Genomic DNA, 15953 nt, shown 5'->3' on the forward strand with positions numbered 1-15953 from the left:
ATCTGCGTCTCCTCCCAGCTGGCGGTCCCGCTCTCTCGCGCATTGATCTCGCAAACAGCAGCGCGCTCGCGCAATTCCTAAATCGCGCCTCCACCCTTTTGAGTTGCATATTAGCATCCAATTGTTTCTTGAACATGATGCGGAACCAAGACGCGATGCGATCCCGCCTGCGGTTTCCCGCCGGTTCATTCAACTCGTTTCATCGTGACCTGCAGCGACAGAGTGCCCCCTCTCGCCCGCCACGATTGCGCTTGCGGCGCGAAAGCTGTATTTGCACCGGCCATGACCGACATTTCCACCACCCCGCGCCCTGAGACCCATGGTGAGACCCACGGCCAGTTTCTGGTCGCCGCGCTCTATCATTTCGCAAGCTTCCCGCGCTTCGCCGAATTCCGCGAACCGCTGCAGGCCGTCTGCGACGAGAACGGCGTCAAGGGCACATTGCTCATCGCCCATGAGGGCATCAACGGCACGATCGCCGGCACGGATGCCGGCATCGCCACGGTGCTTGCCTTCTTGCGCGCGCAGCCGGAGCTTGTCGCATTGGAGCACAAGGAAAGCCGCGCGTCCTCGATGCCGTTTCTGCGGATGAAGGTGCGGCTGAAAAAGGAAATCGTCACCATGGGCGTCGAGAACATCGACCCCAACAAGATCGTCGGCACCTATGTCGATCCGAAAGACTGGAACGCGCTGATCTCCGATCCCGAGACGATCGTCATCGACACGCGTAACGACTACGAGACGGCGATCGGCATCTTCAAGGGCGCGGTCGATCCGCAGACCAAGACCTTCCGCGAATTTCCGGACTGGGTGCGCAACCACACCGGCCTGCACAACAAGCCGAAGATCGCCATGTACTGCACCGGCGGCATCCGCTGCGAGAAGGCGACCGCCTTCATGAAGGAACAGGGCTTCGACGAGGTTTATCACCTCAAGGGCGGCATCCTGAAGTATCTCGAGGAAGTGCCGCAGGAAGAAAGCCTGTGGGAAGGCGCCTGCTTCGTCTTCGACGATCGCGTCTCCGTGACCCATGGCCTTGAAGAAGGTGAGCACACGCTCTGCCACGCCTGCCGGCAGCCGCTGACCCCGGCCGATCTCCTGTCGCCGCACCATGAGGACGGCGTCTCCTGCATCCATTGCCACGAGGTCCGCACCGACGAGGACCGCGAACGCTACCGCCAGCGCCAGAAGCAGATCGAGCTTGCGGAGAAGCGCGGCGAACGCCACCTCGGTAGCTGAAGCGGGCTTCGGAGAAATCCCCCTCATCCGCCTGCCGGCACCTTCTCCCCGCAAGCGGGGCGAAGAGACTTGCGGTACCGCGCCAGTCCGCCGATCAAACTCCGATACGTGACGGCCGCTTTCAGGCCACGGGCAGCGAAGGTTCCGGCACGACGGCCGCTGTTGGGCACGTCCCCTCGCCCCGCCTGCGGGTAGAGGGTGAGGGGCAAATCCGCTGTCGCAGCAGCTAGCCCGGTAACGCCTCGCACTCCTCCAGCGCCAGCGCACTGCGGTCCCATTCATGCCGGCTGCGGGTAAAGATCGCATCGGTCGGCTGGAACACTGAGGGATCGTCGAGCGTGCCGGCATAGATCGACACGCGTGGATCCCCTGGCGGGCCTGAGCCGAAGACCTGACTGCCGCAGGTTTCGCAGAAATAGCGGACCGACACATTGCCGTTTTCGGCGCGTGTCTCGTAGCCGCGGCAGGTGCCTGACATTACCACGTTCGCGCGATCGAGGATCATGTAGCAGCAATGGCCGGTTCCGGTGGTGCGCTGGCAATCGCGGCAATGGCAGAACCCGGAATAGATGGGTTGCCCCTTCGCCTCGTAGCGGATTGCGCCGCAGAGACAGCCGCCTTTCATCACACTCATGTCGTCTCCTCCTCAAAGCGTGAGGAGGATAACCGGGCGAAACTTGCGGTCAAAGAAAAACCGCGCTCCGGGATTGCAGCGCGCGGTCCATTTTTCCGTTCGAAAGGAGCTCTTACCAGCTCGGGATCAGCGCGCCCTTGAAGGTGTCGTTGATTAAGGCCTTCACCTTCTCATCATGGTAGGATTCGACCAGCGTCTTTACCCACGGCGCATCCTTGTCGGCCTTGCGCACGGCGATGACGTTGGCATAGGGCGACTTCTCGCCTTCGATCGCGATCGCGTCTTTCTTCGGATGCAGGCCGGCTTCCATCGCATAGTTGGTGTTGATGACGGCCGCATCGACGTCCTGCAGCGAGCGCGGCAGCTGCGCCGCATCAAGCTCGGCGAAGGTGATGTTCTTCGGGTTCTCGGTGACGTCGGCAGGCGTAACCTTCAGGCCGGCCTCTTCCTTGACCTTGATCAGGCCCTTGGAGGCGAGAACCAGCAGCGCGCGGCCGCCATTGGTCGGGTCGTTCGGGATGGCGATCGTCGCGCCGTCCTGGAGTTCGTCGAGGCTCTTCACCTTCTGCGAATAGACACCCATCGGCGTGGTAATCGTGGTGCCGACGCTGACGATCTCGAAGCCGCGATCGGCGATCTGGTTGTCGAGATAGGGCTGGTGCTGGAACGAGTTGGCGTTGAGATCGCCATCGGCCAGAGCCTGGTTCGGAACGACGTAGTCGGAGAATTCGAGGATCTCGATGTCGAGGCCCTTGGGTGCCGCGACTTCCTTCACCTTCTCCATGATCTGGGCATGCTCGCCCGGCGTGACGCCGACCTTGATGGTCTCGGCAAGCGCCGTGCCGGCGGTAAGAGCGGCAATCGCTGCCGCGATGATAAGCTTCTTCATGGATGTCTCCTTGTTCACGTTCAGTCTTGGGAGGAAATCAGGTCTTGCGGTTTTTCTTGTCGAAGCGCCGCGCCAGGCCGTCGCCGGCGCTCTGGACGAGTTGCACCAGGACGATCAGCACGATGACAACGACGAGCATTACGTCGGGCATGAAGCGCTGGTAGCCGTAGCGGATGCCGAGGTCGCCGAGCCCGCCGCCGCCGACGGCCCCGACCATCGCCGAATAGCCGATGAGGCTGACGGCCGTCATCGTCAGTGCCAAGGTCAGCGCCGGCCGCGCCTCCGCAAGCAACACCTTGAAGACGATCTGCATCGGGGTCGCGCCCATGGCGCGCGCCGCCTCGATCAGACCCTTGTCGATCTCGCGGATCGCCGCCTCCACCAGACGCGCGACGAAGGGGATCGTCGCAATGGTCAAGGGCACGATCGCCGCCTTGGTACCGATCGAAGTGCCTGTGAGAAGCCGAGTGAAGGGAATGATGGCGACGACCAGGATGATGAACGGCGTCGAGCGCGTGGCGTTGACGATCAGCCCGACGATGCGGTTCAGCGTCGGCGCCGGGAAGAGTTCGCCCTTGCCGCTGGTCGCGAGAAAGATGCCGATCGGCAGGCCGATCAGCGAGCCGATCAGGCCGGCGACTGCGACCATGTAGATCGTGTCGACGGTGGCGCCGCCAATGCGCAGGAGAATATCAGGCGACATAACCGAGCACCTCCGTGACCAGACCGTTTTCGGCAAAGAAGCGTTCGGCGCGCCCGGACGTCTCGGCATCCGCGCCATAGGCGACGACCAGCGAGCCATAGGGCGCGCCGCCGATTTCGTCGATCGTTCCGGCGATGATGTTGACCTCGGCGCCGACAGACTTGATCAGCTGTGAGATCAGCGGCCTTTCGGCCGCCGCACCAAAGAAGGTGAGCCGCACGACGGCACGGTCTCCAGGTGCGGGCTGGGCTTTGAGCGCCCGGGCCACCGCGTCCGGAAGCTTGGAGCCCGGCAGGCCCGAAAGCAGCGCCCGCGTCGTCTCGTGCTTCGGATGGGTGAAGACGTCGAAGGTATGACCGCGCTCGACGATGCGGCCGTGGTCGATGACGGCGACGTCAGAGGTCACCGCCTTCACCACTTCCATCTCATGGGTGATGAGCAGCACGGTCAGGCCAAGCTCGGCGTTGATGCGCTTCAACAGGTCCAGGATCGACTGTGTCGTCTCCGGGTCGAGGGCGGAGGTCGCCTCGTCGGAAAGTAGCAGCTTCGGCTCCGTCGCAAGCGCCCGGGCGATGCCGATGCGCTGCTTCTGCCCGCCGGAAAGTTCGGCCGGGTAACGCCCGTGTTTGTCGGCAAGGCCGACGAGATCGAGCAGCGGCCGGACGCGCTGTTCAATGGCGCGTTTGTCCATGCCTGATATCTCGAGCGGCAGCGCGATATTGCCGAACACGGTGCGCGAGGAGAGCAGGTTGAAGTGCTGGAAAATCATGCCGACGTTGCGGCGAAGCGTGCGCAGCGCCGCCTCGTCGAGCCCGCCGACATCGACGCCGTCGACCAGCACCTTCCCGCTGCTCGGCTTCTCCAACCCGTTGACCAGCCGGATCAGCGTCGATTTGCCGGCGCCGGAACGACCGATAATGCCGGTGATTGAACCGCGATCGACCGTCAGCGAGACGTTGTCGAGCGCGGTGAAGGCGCCGCTTTGGCCGGAGGCGGGGAAATGCTTGGAAACGCCGTCGAAGACGACGGCTGCGTCAGCCGGTGACGTGGCTTTCAAGGCGGAAACGCTCATCGTTCGGAGATCCCCGAAAGAGGCGCAGTCGGAATGTGCGGATACATTAGGTGCTCTCGGATGTTCAAAACTCGTGATCCCGGCAAAGTCGGGATGGAAGGCGCGTCCGGTCAGGCCGACATTCGACAACGCATTCGGAACAGGGAGCACTTCTCTAGCATCAAGAAACCAGTCAGTTCAACTTTGGCGCCGCATGGCCCGCATGCGACATAATCTACGGCTCTTATGGAGAACTGCCGCTGGATGTTACAGACATGATTTTCCGCAATAGGAAGGAGATCGGCAAAACCATGCTCTTTTGCTGCACTGGGTGCCGCATCCCGCAGATCGCCATCTTGGAAATCCTTGTTTGAACGGACTGCACCCGACCGCATTTCATGCTAACGGGCAGGAACAGGGTTACGAGGTAAGAAATGCGCATCGTCTTGACCGGAAGCTCGGGCCGCATCGGCCGGGCGATCTATAACGCGCTCGCCGCAGACCATGATGTCATCGGCATCGACCGCACGCCTTTCGGCACGACCGCGATAGTTGGCGATCTCGTCGACGGCGAATTGCTGGAGCGGGCCATGGAGGGGGCGGATGCCGTGATCCATACGGCAGCACTGCATGCGCCGCATGTGGACATGCTCGCCGACCAGGAATTCGAACGCGTCAATGTGATGGGCACGCATCTGGTGATCGCTGCCGCCCAGGCGACGGGTGTCGGCCGTATCGTCTTTACCAGCACGACGGCTCTTTACGGCCACGCGGTCACCGCCGGAGGCTGCGCCTGGATCACCGAGGAGACACCGCCAAAGCCGCACACCATTTATCACCACACCAAGCTTGCGGCCGAAGCCCTACTTGAAAATGCCGCCGACCGTGCCCTGCATGTGCGGGTATTGCGCATGTCGCGCTGTTTCCCGGAGGCGGCCGACCGCGTCGCGAGCTATCGCTTGCACCGTGGCATCGATGTGCGCGACGTTGCGGCGGCGCATGCGGCGGCACTCGACAACGGCGGCCCTTTCTTCCAGCGTTACATCATCTCTGGCGAAACGCCGCTGCTTCCGACCGATTGCCGCCGTCTGGCAGAGGACGCCGCAAGCCTGTTGCGCGAACGCGCGCCAAAACTGTCGCAGGCTTTTGCGGATCGCGGCTGGCCGCTGCCCGCCACGATCGACCGGGTCTACGACCCGAGCGCCGCAATCGAGAAGCTCGATTGGAAGCCGCGCTACGGTTTCAAGGAAGTGCTGGCCCAGCTCGACCGGCAGAGCCTCGAGGTCCTGCCGGTCCGGTGGTGATCTTGGGGTAACGCAAATCCGGGAGAACCGTTTCGCGTTCTTCCCGGAGTTATGCTTGATGCGGGTCGGCTGAAACCACGCGCCCAATTGTCAGGCGTGGTTGCCCTTCGGGAACTCTTCGGCGAGCGCCTGGTACCAGTGACCGCTCTTCTTGATGGTGCGCACCTGGGTATCGTAGTCGACATGGACGATGCCGAAACGCATCTTGTAGCCTTCGGCCCATTCGAAATTGTCCATCAGGCTCCAGGCGAAGTAGCCGCGCATCGGGTAACCCTCGGCAATCAGGTCGGCCGTGACAGACAGATGGTCGGCGATGTAGTCGAGTCGCGGCTGGTCGTCGACGATGCCGTTTTCGACACCCATGTTGTAGCAGGCGCCGTTCTCGGTGATGTAGCAGTCGGGCAGCTGGTAGGTCGCGTTGAGCGTCCTGACCAGGCTACCGAGCGCCGGTGCGTAGACCTCCCAGCCGATATCCGTCTTGGTCTCGCTCACCGCCTTGGCGTTGATCGTCGCCGGGTACTCCGCACTCTTCGCCGGGTCGGCGCTGACCCGCATCGGCGTGTAGTAGTTGAGCCCCCACCAGTCGAGCGGCCGGGAGATCGTCTCCATGTCGCCGTCTTCGATCGTGGGCATGCGGTGGCCGAGCGCGCTCATGAAGCTCTCGGGGTATTCGCCTCTAAAGATGGGGCCGAAGAAGACACCATTGTGGAAGTCGAAGGCCCGTTCGGCCGCTGCCATGTCGGCCTTGCGGTCGCTGCCGGGATACACGGAGTGCGCATTGATGACGATGCCGGCAGGCAGGTTCGGCCGCTCCGAGCGGATGGCATCGACGCCGAGCCCGTGCGCCAGATTGGTGAAGTGCAGCGCGTGAAGGGCTGCATCCATGTTGCGCTCGCCCGGCGCATGGATGCCGTAGAGATGGCTCAGCCACACCGAACACCACGGCTCGTTGAAGGTCGCAACCGCGTCGAGACGATCGCCGAGACGGGCGGTCACCGTCTTGGCGTAACGCTGGAAGGCGTAGGCCGTCGTGCGCGCCGTCCAGCCTCCCTCGCCCATCAGCGCCAGCGGCAGATCCCAATGGTAGAGCGTGGCGAATGCCCTAATGTTGCGGGCCTTAAGCCCGTCGACGAGACGGTCGTAGAAATCGAGCCCCTTTTCGTTGATCGGGCCGGTGCCTTCCGGAATGATGCGCGGCCAGGCGATCGAGAAGCGGTAAGCCTCGACGCCGAGGCTCTTGATCAGGTCCAGATCCTCGTCCAGCCGGTTGTAGTGGTCGCAGGCGACATCGCCATTGTGCCGCCCGAAGACACGGCCCGGCATGTTGGAAAACGCGTCCCAGATCGACGGCTTCCGCCCATCGGCCTTGGTGGCACCTTCGATCTGGAAGGAGGCGGTCGCCACCCCGAATACGAAGTCGCCCGGGAAGCGCTGGGCCAGGATCTTGGGATCGGTCATCTCTCTGCCTCGTCTTGTTCCGGCCCCGCCGGAAACGGGACCATGTTGCTTTCTTTTGTTTCGCGGCCGACCTAAAGCCGTGTTGGCAAATGTCAACTCGCGAAAAAGGGCGGGAATGCCCCGCCCTTTCGCCGATTCTTGTGCTCCGCTACACCTTTACCCACGCACCATTTCGTTTGGATGACTGGACGCAAGCGTCGACGAAGACCATGCCCTTCATGCCGTCATCGATGGTCGGGTAGGTGACGGCGGCATCGACCTTCTCGCCCTTGCGCTTGGCGAAGATGGCGCGCGCCGCTTCCGTGTAGATATTGGCAAAGCCTTCGAGGTAACCTTCCGGATGACCGGACGGAATCCGGCTGACGCGGTTTGCCGCAGCACCCGCCCCGGCACCCGCCCGGGTGAGCAGTCGCTTCGGCTCGCCGAACGGCGTGTGCCAGAGATAGTTCGGGTCCTTCTGCGTCCATTCGAGCCCGCCCTTGGTGCCGTAGACGCGCACCATCAGGCCGTTCTCGTGGCCGGGCGCGACCTGGCTGCACCAGAGCAGCCCCTTGGCCCGCTCACCGTCCTTCGCCTTGAAGCGCATCATCACATGCGCATTGTCGTCGAGCTGACGACCAGGAACGAAGCTGTCGAGATCGGCCGAAAGCTCCTCCAGTTCGAGACCGGAGACGAAGGCGCCGAGATTATAGGCGTGCGTGCCGATATCGCCGGTCGAGCCGCCGGCGCCCGAGCGCGCCGGATCGGTGCGCCAGGCCGCCTGCTTCTGGCCGGACTGCTCGATATTTTCGGTCAGCCAGTCCTGCGGATATTCCATCTGCACCAGCCGCACCGCGCCGATCTCGCCATTGGCGACCATCTCGCGCGCCTGGCGGACCATCGGATAGCCGGTGTAGTTGTGCGTCAGCACGAACAAGGCATCGCTGTCCTCGGCCGCCTTCTTCAGCTTCTTGGCGTCGGCAAGCGTCGAGGTCAGCGGCTTGTCGCAGATCACGTGGATGCCGCGCTTCAGAAACTCCTTGGCAGCGGCGTAGTGAACGTGGTTCGGCGTGACGATCGCCACCGCCTCGATGCCGTCCTTCAGCTTGGCTTCGCGGATCGCCATCTGCTTGAAGTCGGAATAGACGCGCGACGGGTCGAGCCCGAGCTCGCGGCCCGAGCTTTCCGCCTTTTCCGGCGTCGACGACAAGGCGCCCGCCACCAGTTCAAAGTGATCGTCGAGCCGTGCCGCGATACGATGCACTGCGCCGATAAAGGCGCCGGAGCCGCCGCCCACCATGCCGAGCCGGATGCGGCGCTCGCGCTTCTCGCTCGTTCCTTCGATTGCCATTTGAATTCTCCCCTGTTTCCGTTCGTGTGTTTTGCTTGTTACGCGTGATCGTTCGCGAGAATTGCCCCTCATTCGCGCGGTGAGGGCAGCCCCTCATCCGCCTGCCGGCACCTTCTCCCCGCACACGGGGAGAAGGGACTGGATGCGCCCGCTCGCCAGGCCCCAAGCAACTCTCTCTGAGAGCGCTGCAGGTGCAGCCGCAGCCACAGTCCGCGTCCCCTCTCCCCGCAAGCCGGGAGAGGGTTAGTCCTCGGGTTAAACCCGAGGAGAGGGGCAGTCGGACCCTCAGGTCCCGCCCTGCTTCAGATCCCCAGCATGCGCCGATTGGCCGCCTCGTCCGTGCCCGCTCCGGCAAAGTCGTCAAACGCCTTCTCCGTCACGCGGATGATGTGGTGCTTGACGAAATCGGCACCCTCGCGCGCGCCATCCTCCGGGTGCTTCAGCGCGCATTCCCATTCGACCACCGCCCAGCCGGAGAAATCATTGGCCGCCATCCTGGAAAACACCGCGCCGAAATCCACCTGGCCGTCGCCGAGCGAGCGGAACCGTCCGGCCCGGTTGACCCAGCCCTGATAGCCGCCATAGACGCCCTGGCGTCCGGTCGGGTTGAACTCCGCATCCTTGACGTGGAACATGCGGATGCGGTCCTTGTAGATGTCGATGTTGTCGAGATAGTCGAGGCACTGCAGCACGTAGTGCGACGGGTCATAGAGCATGCAGGCGCGGGCGTGGTTGCCGGTGCGCTCCAGGAACATCTCGTAGGTGATGCCGTCGTGCAGGTCCTCGCCCGGATGGATCTCGTAGCAGACGTCGACACCACAGTCCTCGGCATGGTCGAGGATCGGTTTCCAGCGTTTCGCCAGTTCGTCAAAGGCGGTCTCGACGAGGCCGGCCGGCCGCTGCGGCCAGGGATAGACGAAGGGCCAGGCAAGCGCGCCAGAGAAACTCGCCATCGCGTTCAGCCCGAGGTTCTTCGAGGCGGTCAGCGCCAGCTTCACCTGTTCCACCGCCCATTGCTGACGCGCCTTGGGATTGCCGCGCACTTCGGGTGCGGCAAAGCCATCGAAGGCCTCGTCATAGGCCGGGTGCACGGCGACGAGCTGGCCCTGCAGATGGGTCGAAAGCTCGGTCACCTCGACGCCGTTGTCGCGGGCCTTTCCGGCAAACTCGTCACAATAGGTCTTCGAGGTCGCGGCCTTCTGAAGATCGATCAGCCGCGCGTCCCAGCTCGGCACCTGCACGCCTTTGTAGCCGCAGTCGGCCGCCCATTTGGTGATCGCGTCCCAGGAATTGAACGGTGCCGCATCGCCGGCAAATTGCGCAAGAAAGAGCCCTGGACCCTTGATCGTCTTCATCCCGATTTTCCTCCCGATGAAACGGCCATTGATGATGTCGGCCTATCCGGTCAGTCGGCGACAAGGAGGTACAATGGCACCTTGTTTTCGCCACAACTGGCGGACCTGAAACGTTGCAGGCGCCAAAGCTAGCAGATTTTTAACAGGGGGCAACTGGCGAAGGCGCAGATTCCCGAGAGATTTGTAATCGATTTCATGTGGCAGCCCCACCTGTCTCGCCGGCACCACGCAGTCGTCGCAAACCGACGGCCCGGAGAGACCGGGCCGCCGCGAGCAACCTCGCGAGAGTGCTCAGACGTAGCGGTTGACGACGTTTTCGAGCAGTTCCTGCTTGCCGGACTTCGGCTGCGGGTTGAGATCCGATTTCAGCACCCAGGCTTCGATCTCCTCCAGCGAGAAGCCGCCGTCGAGCATCTTCTTGGCTTCCGGCACCTGCCAGCCGGCATAGCGCTGATTAAGCGGTGCCGAGAGCGCCTTGTCCTCGATCATCTTTGCCGCTGCCTTCAGACCACGGGCGCAGCAATCCATGCCGCCGATGTGACCGATCAGCAGGTCTTCCGGGTCGATCGACTGGCGGCGCAGCTTGGCATCGAAGTTGGTGCCGCCGGTCTTGAAGCCGCCGCCTGCGAGAACCTGGTAGTAGGCGAGCGCCATCTCCGGCACGTTGTTCGGGAACTGGTCGGTGTCCCAGCCGGACTGGTAGTCGTTGCGGTTCATGTCGATCGAGCCGAAGATGCCGAGCGCATTGGCAAGCGCCAGCTCGTGCTCAAAGGAGTGGCCGGCAAGGATCGCATGGCCCTGCTCGATGTTGACCTTGACCTCGTTTTCGAGACCGTAGTTCTTCAGGAAGCCGTAGACGGTCGCGACGTCGTAGTCATACTGGTGCTTGGTCGGCTCCTGCGGCTTCGGCTCGATCAGGATCGCGCCCTTGAAGCCGATCTTGTGCTTGTACTCGACGACGAGATTGACGAAGCGGCCGAGCTGGTCGAGCTCGCGCTTCAGGTCGGTGTTGAGCAGCGTCTCGTAGCCTTCGCGCCCGCCCCACAGCACATAATTCTGGCCGCCGAGGCGCTTGGTCGCGTCAAGGCAGGTCTTCACCGTTGCCGCGGCGAAGGCGAAGACATCCGGGTCCGGATTGGTGGCCGCACCCGACATGTAGCGCCGGTTGGAAAAGAGGTTCGCCGTACCCCAGAGCAGGTTGACGCCGGTCTCGGCCTGCTTCTTCTCGAAATGATCGACGATCTCGTTGAGGTTCTTGGTGTTCTCCGCAAAGCTCTTGCCTTCAGGACGCACGTCCGCGTCATGGAAGCAGTAGAAGGGCACGCCGAGCAGATCGAAGAATTCGAAGGCGACGTCGGCCTTCAGCTTCGCGGCGTCCATGGTGTCCTTGAACCAGGGGCGCTCGAAGGTCTGGCCGCCGAAGGGATCGCCGCCCGGCCAGACGAAGGTGTGCCAGTAGGCGACGGCAAAGCGCAGGTGATCTTCCATGCGCTTGCCGAGAACGACCTCGTCCTTGTTGTAGTGGCGGAAGGCGAGCGGGTTGGTGCTGTCAGGGCCTTCATACTTGATCTTGGCGATATCGCCGAAAAATCCTGTGCTCATGGGTTTGGCTCCTCTCAAGGATGATGCGAATGGGATGGATTTCGGCCGGCGTCGCCCGTTCGATAGGCGCGGCCATTACGTGGAAGGTAATTGGTTTCATTCCCTCGTCCGGCGATAGCCGGGGCATCGAAACGCCAAACGAAAGGAACACTTCGATGCACGACTTCAACGCCATCGCCGAAGCCTACATTGCCGCCTGGAACACAACCGACGCCGCCGCGCGCTCGGTGCTGATCGAGAAGGCGTTCACCGCCGACGTCGCCTACTGCGACCCGATCATGCAGGGCGACGGCCATGCCAGCATCGATGCGCTGATCGCCGGCGTCCAGGGGCAGTTCCCCGGCTTCCGCTTCACGCTGAAGGGGGCTGCGGACGGTTATGCCGACACGATCCGCTTTTCCTGGGCGCTCGGCCCGGAGGGCGTTGCCTCTGTTATCGAAGGCACGGATGTCTGCCAGGTCGAGAATGGCCGCCTGAAGACGATCACCGGCTTTCTCGACAAGGTCCCCGCCCGCTGAGCGGCCGGCACTCGAACCGGATCCGCGGTGCAGCGTCGTCACGACGCCGCACCCTTGATCGCCGGATAGAGCCGGCGATAGCGCTGGTAGCTCGCCTCATAGACTGAGACCAGCGGCGCTTCCGGCGCGATGGTCTCGGCCGTGCGCGGCGCGTAGCAAGTCGCCACCGGATCCGCGCCCGTCGCGGCAATCAGGCCCAGGCGGGCTGCCCCGAAGGCAGCTCCGAAATCACCGTCGGCGGGCAAATCGACAGGCAGGTCGAGCGCAGTGGCGATCGATTTCAGCCAGTAGCGCGAGCGCGAGCCGCCGCCGATCGCGGTCACCCGCGACAGCGTCGTGCCGGCGGCACGCAAGGCCTCCAGGCTGTCGCGAATGGCGAAGGACACGCCTTCCATCACCGCCTGGGTCAGCACCACCCGGCTGCTTTCATGCCCGAGCCCGACGAAGGCGCCGCGGATCGCCGCATCGTTGTGCGGGGTGCGTTCACCTGAGAGGTAGGGCAAGAACGTAACGCCGGTTGGCGCCTTGATGGTATCGCCGAGTTCGGCGCTCAAGTCCGCTGCACTGCGTCCGGCGATGCCCGAGTACCAGTTGAGCGCATCGGTCGCCGACAGGATGACGCCCATCTGGTGCCAGGTGTTCGGCAGCGCATGGCAAAAGGCGTGTACGGCGCTTTCCGGATTGGGCAGGTAGCTCGCATTGGCGGCAAAGAGCACCCCCGAGGTGCCGAGCGAGACAAAGGCATGCCCTTCGCCGACAGTGCCCATGCCGCAGGCAGACGCCGCATTGTCGCCGGCACCGCCGGCAACCACGGCATTGCCCGAGATACCCCAGCGCCCAGCGAGTTCCGGGCGTAACGTTCCGGCCGGATCGGTCCCTTCGACCAGGCTGGGCATCTGCTTCTCATCCATCCCGGTGGCGGCAAGCAGGCTCTCCGACCAGCACCGCTTGCCGGTATCGAGCCAGGAGGTGCCGGCGGAATCGGACATTTCCGACATATGTTCGCCGGTCAGCCATAGGCGCAAATAGTCCTTCGGCAACAGTACCCAGCGCACCCTGGCAAAGATCTCCGGCTCGTTGGCGCGCACCCAGGCGAGCTTCGGCGCCGTAAAGCCAGGAAAGACGATGTTGCCGGTGATCGCCCGGAACTGCGGGTCGGCGTCGAGCGCTGCCGCCTCGCGGAAGCTGCGGGTGTCGTTCCAGAGGATGCAGGGCCGAAGCACCCGGTCGTCGGCATCGATAAGCGTCGCACCGTGCATCTGGCCAGAAAGGCCGATGCCGCGCACGGCTGCAAGTTCCCTGGGGTGCGCTGCCTTCAGGCCGGCAATCGCCTCCTCGGTTGCTCGCACCCACTCGGCCGGGTCCTGCTCCGACCAGCCGGGATGCGGCCGCGAGACGTCGAGCGCGCCGGAGGCCGAACCGATGATGCGCTGGTCGCCATCGATGAGCATTGCCTTGACGCCCGAGGTGCCGAGATCCAGTCCGAGATACATGCTTGCCTCCATTGAGCAATTCCAGACCGGTTTGCCGTCCGGAACCGCGCAGTTCCAAATCGTTACGCCGGCTCGACCGGCAGGTTATCCCTAAGGAAAATCTCGATGCGGATGCGCTCCTGCGCCCCGATCACCGCGAGTCCATCCGCACGGGCCTTCAGCACGCGGATGGCGCTGCGCACCTCATGCCCGGCATCCTGATTGAGGAGCGCGTCCAAGGTGCCGGAGGCGAGTGCCGCGCGGCTATGCGGTGTCAGCTCGTGCGCGATGGCGCAAATATCAGCCTGACGCCCGGCCTTTTCGAGTGCTGCGATCAGGCCGCGATTGCCGGCGCCGAGACTGTAGATGCCGGCGAGGTCCGCATGATCGGCGACAAGTCCCGACACAAGGTTCTCGACTTCGGTGGGATCGTCATGCCCCTCGACGACGGGCAGAAGCCGGCGGCCCGGGGCGCTTTCGGCCATCGCCGCGCTGAAACCTTCGAGGCGATCACGATGGTCGCGCACCAGCATCGAGCCGGCGACGATCGCGACCGGTCCTTCGCGACCGCTGAGGAAACGCCCCATCAAGGTGCCTGCGGTCCGGCCGGCGGCGATGTTGTCGACGCCGGCAAAGTGATCACGCGACGATCCCGGCAGATCGGAAACCAGCGTCACGACGGCAATACCGTCTTCGCGCAGCCGATCGACAGCCGCAACGACCTCGGGCGCATCGATCGCAACCACGGCGACACCGGGAGGGGCGAGTGCCCGCGCCTTTTCCAGCGCCGCAGCCAGGGCCGCCTTATCGAAGGCCGGGACGGAGAGCACGGTGATCGCGGTGCGCTCGACCGCAGACCGCACTTTCGCCGCCTCCACCTCGACCGCAAGGCCGCGCATGAAGGTGTTGTCGCCCTCGGGCAGGATGAAGATCAGCGGGTAGATGCGGCTCTTGGCGAGATTGGCGGCGGCGACGTCACGCACATAGCCGAGCGTCGTTATGGCGCGCTCGACCTTGTCGCGGGTGACACCGCGCACGCCGGGACGATTGTTCAAAACCCGGTCGACGGTGGCGAGACTGACCCCGGCTTTAGCAGCGATATCGTGAACTGTCGGACGCATGTTTTCCTCCGGGTTCTGCCTTTAGAGGAATTTCTGATGTACGTAAATCAGAAATCTTCAAAACGGCGAAAACAGGCGTCCGTGCGCCGGCGGAAGGACGGCACGCTGTCACTTTAAACGATTGATTCCGAATGGTTTAACGAGTGTTGTGAAACTTGCCGGATACTAGCCGAGCCGCTTGCTGAAAGCCGCAGTAAACGTGACCTCTCCGTGCGCGGAACCCGCCTCGGCCAACACTACATCCATGAAACCGTCCGTGACACGCACGACCGCAAAGCCGCCCATATAGGCAGCCTTCGGCTTAATGAGGTCGAGCCCGCTCTGCCGGTAGATCATTGCGGTTTCGTGCTGGTGTCCGTGGAACAGGCCGATGACGTTGTAGCCCTTGAGCGAGTCGAGCAGCGCCTGGCGCTGATCGACACTCCACCAATGCGGCGCGCCATCGCCTTCATCATCGAAGGTCTTGGCCTTCACATCCCAGACCTCGGTCGAAAACGCGTCCCAGCCATAGTGCTGGAACAGTATGACGGGCCGGCCATCGCCGGCATAGGCAGCCAGATCCTGTTTCAGCCAGGGCAGCGCATTCACCGCGCCCTTCGTCTCATCGCCGCCGAAGCGCTGCAGCTGCACAAGGTGCAACCCGCCCCAATCCCAGGAGTAGCAGTCCGAAAGCGGGTCGTAGTTGGTCACCGGCACCGGCGGCTTGTAGAAGACCGTCTGGCGATGATTGAGCTCGACATAATCGCGCAGCTCGCGGCGATACCAGTCGACATGCGGCGGCGGGCCGTCCTGGTCGAGGTCATGATTGCCGAGCCCGACGAATACGGGCATGTGGACGCGATCCGCCCCCGCCCCTTCCTGATAGCGACTGGAGAACTGCTGCAGCTGCCGCCCTTCGCGCGGCTGGCGCACCTGGCCGCCGCCGTCGTCGGTGATGTCGCCGCCAAGCACCAGGCCGAGTGGCTTGCCGATCTGCCGTCCGGCACTTGCGAGACCGCTCGGCTTGCCCGCGACCGTTTCCGGCCAGCGCATGGCATGCACGGCGTTGAGCGCCGCCACATGGCGCAGCAGGTTCGCGTCGGTCTTGCCTTCCGCCGCGCAGTTCGGCGCGAGCCCCTCGATCGAAACGAGGCAAGCATGAATGTCGTTGGAGAACAGGAACGTCGCATCGATGGCCGGTGCGGCAGCGCGACTGCGCGAGGCGGCAAGCCCCAGCCCGACGCCGGCAAGGCCCGTCATGAAAGACCGCCGTGAGATAGCCGTCGAAACCCGTTCCT

General features: G+C 63.6%; 14 protein-coding genes. 3 read left to right on the top strand and 11 right to left on the bottom strand.

Features of this window, described 5'->3' with window-relative positions; translation table 11 throughout:
- The first annotated feature begins 282 nt into the window (after positions 1 to 282).
- On the top strand, positions 283 to 1239 hold the full coding sequence (locus tag ACN9MO_RS15420; RefSeq protein WP_112996774.1) for a rhodanese-related sulfurtransferase: 957 nt from the start codon (positions 283 to 285) through the stop codon (positions 1237 to 1239).
- Positions 1240 to 1465: 226 nt separating this feature from the next.
- On the opposite strand, the gene ACN9MO_RS15425 is transcribed toward ACN9MO_RS15420, so the two are convergent.
- The 4 genes from ACN9MO_RS15425 to ACN9MO_RS15440 all read right to left on the bottom strand — a co-directional run bounded on the left by ACN9MO_RS15425 (position 1466) and on the right by ACN9MO_RS15440 (position 4537).
- On the bottom strand, positions 1466 to 1873 hold the full coding sequence (locus ACN9MO_RS15425; protein WP_255571303.1) for a GFA family protein: 408 nt from the start codon (positions 1871 to 1873) through the stop codon (positions 1466 to 1468).
- A 112-nt stretch (positions 1874 to 1985) separates the two neighbouring features.
- Entirely contained in the window at positions 1986 to 2762 is a 777-nt protein-coding gene (locus ACN9MO_RS15430) for a MetQ/NlpA family ABC transporter substrate-binding protein (RefSeq protein WP_113132249.1), read from the bottom strand.
- Between the two features lie 37 nt (positions 2763 to 2799).
- The gene (locus tag ACN9MO_RS15435; protein ID WP_057254555.1) at positions 2800 to 3465 is read right to left on the bottom strand and encodes a methionine ABC transporter permease; all 666 of its coding nucleotides are present in this window, start codon (positions 3463 to 3465) and stop codon (positions 2800 to 2802) included.
- Positions 3455 to 4537, bottom strand: a complete 1083-nt coding sequence (locus ACN9MO_RS15440; RefSeq protein ID WP_110880187.1) for a methionine ABC transporter ATP-binding protein — start codon at positions 4535 to 4537, stop codon at positions 3455 to 3457. The genes ACN9MO_RS15435 and ACN9MO_RS15440 overlap by 11 nt, the downstream gene beginning before the upstream one ends.
- A 413-nt stretch (positions 4538 to 4950) precedes the next feature.
- Here ACN9MO_RS15440 and ACN9MO_RS15445 point away from each other — a divergent pair, with 413 nt between their 5' ends.
- Positions 4951 to 5820 carry an NAD-dependent epimerase/dehydratase family protein gene (locus ACN9MO_RS15445; RefSeq protein ID WP_057254553.1) on the top strand — a complete coding sequence of 290 codons (870 nt, stop codon included), beginning with the start codon at positions 4951 to 4953 and terminating at the stop codon, positions 5818 to 5820.
- Positions 5821 to 5910: 90 nt separating this feature from the next.
- Here the strand turns inward: ACN9MO_RS15445 and ACN9MO_RS15450 are convergent, their stop codons facing one another.
- The 4 genes from ACN9MO_RS15450 to xylA all read right to left on the bottom strand — a co-directional run bounded on the left by ACN9MO_RS15450 (position 5911) and on the right by xylA (position 11565).
- Complete coding sequence (locus ACN9MO_RS15450) at positions 5911 to 7278, bottom strand: GH1 family beta-glucosidase (RefSeq protein ID WP_112996776.1); 1368 nt, start codon at positions 7276 to 7278, stop codon at positions 5911 to 5913.
- A gap of 148 nt (positions 7279 to 7426) precedes the next feature.
- The gene (locus tag ACN9MO_RS15455) at positions 7427 to 8608 is read right to left on the bottom strand and encodes a Gfo/Idh/MocA family protein (protein WP_110880190.1); all 1182 of its coding nucleotides are present in this window, start codon (positions 8606 to 8608) and stop codon (positions 7427 to 7429) included.
- Positions 8609 to 8910: 302 nt separating this feature from the next.
- Entirely contained in the window at positions 8911 to 9963 is a 1053-nt protein-coding gene (locus ACN9MO_RS15460; RefSeq protein WP_425985506.1) for a sugar phosphate isomerase/epimerase family protein, read from the bottom strand.
- 291 nt (positions 9964 to 10254) lie between these two features.
- On the bottom strand, positions 10255 to 11565 hold the full coding sequence (xylA, locus tag ACN9MO_RS15465; protein WP_113132247.1) for a xylose isomerase: 1311 nt from the start codon (positions 11563 to 11565) through the stop codon (positions 10255 to 10257).
- 155 nt (positions 11566 to 11720) lie between these two features.
- Here xylA and ACN9MO_RS15470 point away from each other — a divergent pair, with 155 nt between their 5' ends.
- Positions 11721 to 12083: a nuclear transport factor 2 family protein gene (locus tag ACN9MO_RS15470; protein WP_112995980.1), complete on the top strand. Its 363-nt coding sequence runs from the start codon at positions 11721 to 11723 to the stop codon at positions 12081 to 12083.
- 38 nt (positions 12084 to 12121) lie between these two features.
- Here the strand turns inward: ACN9MO_RS15470 and xylB are convergent, their stop codons facing one another.
- The 3 genes from xylB to ACN9MO_RS15485 form a co-directional block, all read right to left on the bottom strand.
- On the bottom strand, positions 12122 to 13576 hold the full coding sequence (gene xylB, locus ACN9MO_RS15475) for a xylulokinase (RefSeq protein ID WP_112995939.1): 1455 nt from the start codon (positions 13574 to 13576) through the stop codon (positions 12122 to 12124).
- Positions 13577 to 13638: 62 nt separating this feature from the next.
- Positions 13639 to 14676: a LacI family DNA-binding transcriptional regulator gene (locus ACN9MO_RS15480; RefSeq protein WP_113132246.1), complete on the bottom strand. Its 1038-nt coding sequence runs from the start codon at positions 14674 to 14676 to the stop codon at positions 13639 to 13641.
- A gap of 165 nt (positions 14677 to 14841) precedes the next feature.
- Positions 14842 to 15915 carry a metallophosphoesterase gene (locus ACN9MO_RS15485; RefSeq protein ID WP_425985511.1) on the bottom strand — a complete coding sequence of 358 codons (1074 nt, stop codon included), beginning with the start codon at positions 15913 to 15915 and terminating at the stop codon, positions 14842 to 14844.
- Positions 15916 to 15953 lie beyond the last annotated feature (38 nt).

The organism is Ensifer sp. R-19, assembly GCF_049905105.1.
In the GTDB taxonomy this organism is placed as follows: domain Bacteria; phylum Pseudomonadota; class Alphaproteobacteria; order Rhizobiales; family Rhizobiaceae; genus Ensifer.

Excerpts from the sequence above, each read along its gene's own strand:
- ACN9MO_RS15420 (WP_112996774.1), top strand. The coding sequence starts at position 283 with ATGACCGACATTTCCACCACCCCGCGCCCTGAGACCCATGGTGAGACC.
- ACN9MO_RS15425 (WP_255571303.1), bottom strand. The coding sequence starts at position 1,873 with ATGAGTGTGATGAAAGGCGGCTGTCTCTGCGGCGCAATCCGCTACGAG.
- ACN9MO_RS15430 (WP_113132249.1), bottom strand. The coding sequence starts at position 2,762 with ATGAAGAAGCTTATCATCGCGGCAGCGATTGCCGCTCTTACCGCCGGC.
- ACN9MO_RS15435 (WP_057254555.1), bottom strand. The coding sequence starts at position 3,465 with ATGTCGCCTGATATTCTCCTGCGCATTGGCGGCGCCACCGTCGACACG.
- ACN9MO_RS15440 (WP_110880187.1), bottom strand. The coding sequence starts at position 4,537 with ATGAGCGTTTCCGCCTTGAAAGCCACGTCACCGGCTGACGCAGCCGTC.
- ACN9MO_RS15445 (WP_057254553.1), top strand. The coding sequence starts at position 4,951 with ATGCGCATCGTCTTGACCGGAAGCTCGGGCCGCATCGGCCGGGCGATC.
- ACN9MO_RS15450 (WP_112996776.1), bottom strand. The coding sequence starts at position 7,278 with ATGACCGATCCCAAGATCCTGGCCCAGCGCTTCCCGGGCGACTTCGTA.
- ACN9MO_RS15455 (WP_110880190.1), bottom strand. The coding sequence starts at position 8,608 with ATGGCAATCGAAGGAACGAGCGAGAAGCGCGAGCGCCGCATCCGGCTC.
- ACN9MO_RS15460 (WP_425985506.1), bottom strand. The coding sequence starts at position 9,963 with ATGAAGACGATCAAGGGTCCAGGGCTCTTTCTTGCGCAATTTGCCGGC.
- xylA (WP_113132247.1), bottom strand. The coding sequence starts at position 11,565 with ATGAGCACAGGATTTTTCGGCGATATCGCCAAGATCAAGTATGAAGGC.
- ACN9MO_RS15470 (WP_112995980.1), top strand. The coding sequence starts at position 11,721 with ATGCACGACTTCAACGCCATCGCCGAAGCCTACATTGCCGCCTGGAAC.
- xylB (WP_112995939.1), bottom strand. The coding sequence starts at position 13,576 with ATGTATCTCGGACTGGATCTCGGCACCTCGGGCGTCAAGGCAATGCTC.
- ACN9MO_RS15480 (WP_113132246.1), bottom strand. The coding sequence starts at position 14,676 with ATGCGTCCGACAGTTCACGATATCGCTGCTAAAGCCGGGGTCAGTCTC.
- ACN9MO_RS15485 (WP_425985511.1), bottom strand. The coding sequence starts at position 15,915 with ATGACGGGCCTTGCCGGCGTCGGGCTGGGGCTTGCCGCCTCGCGCAGT.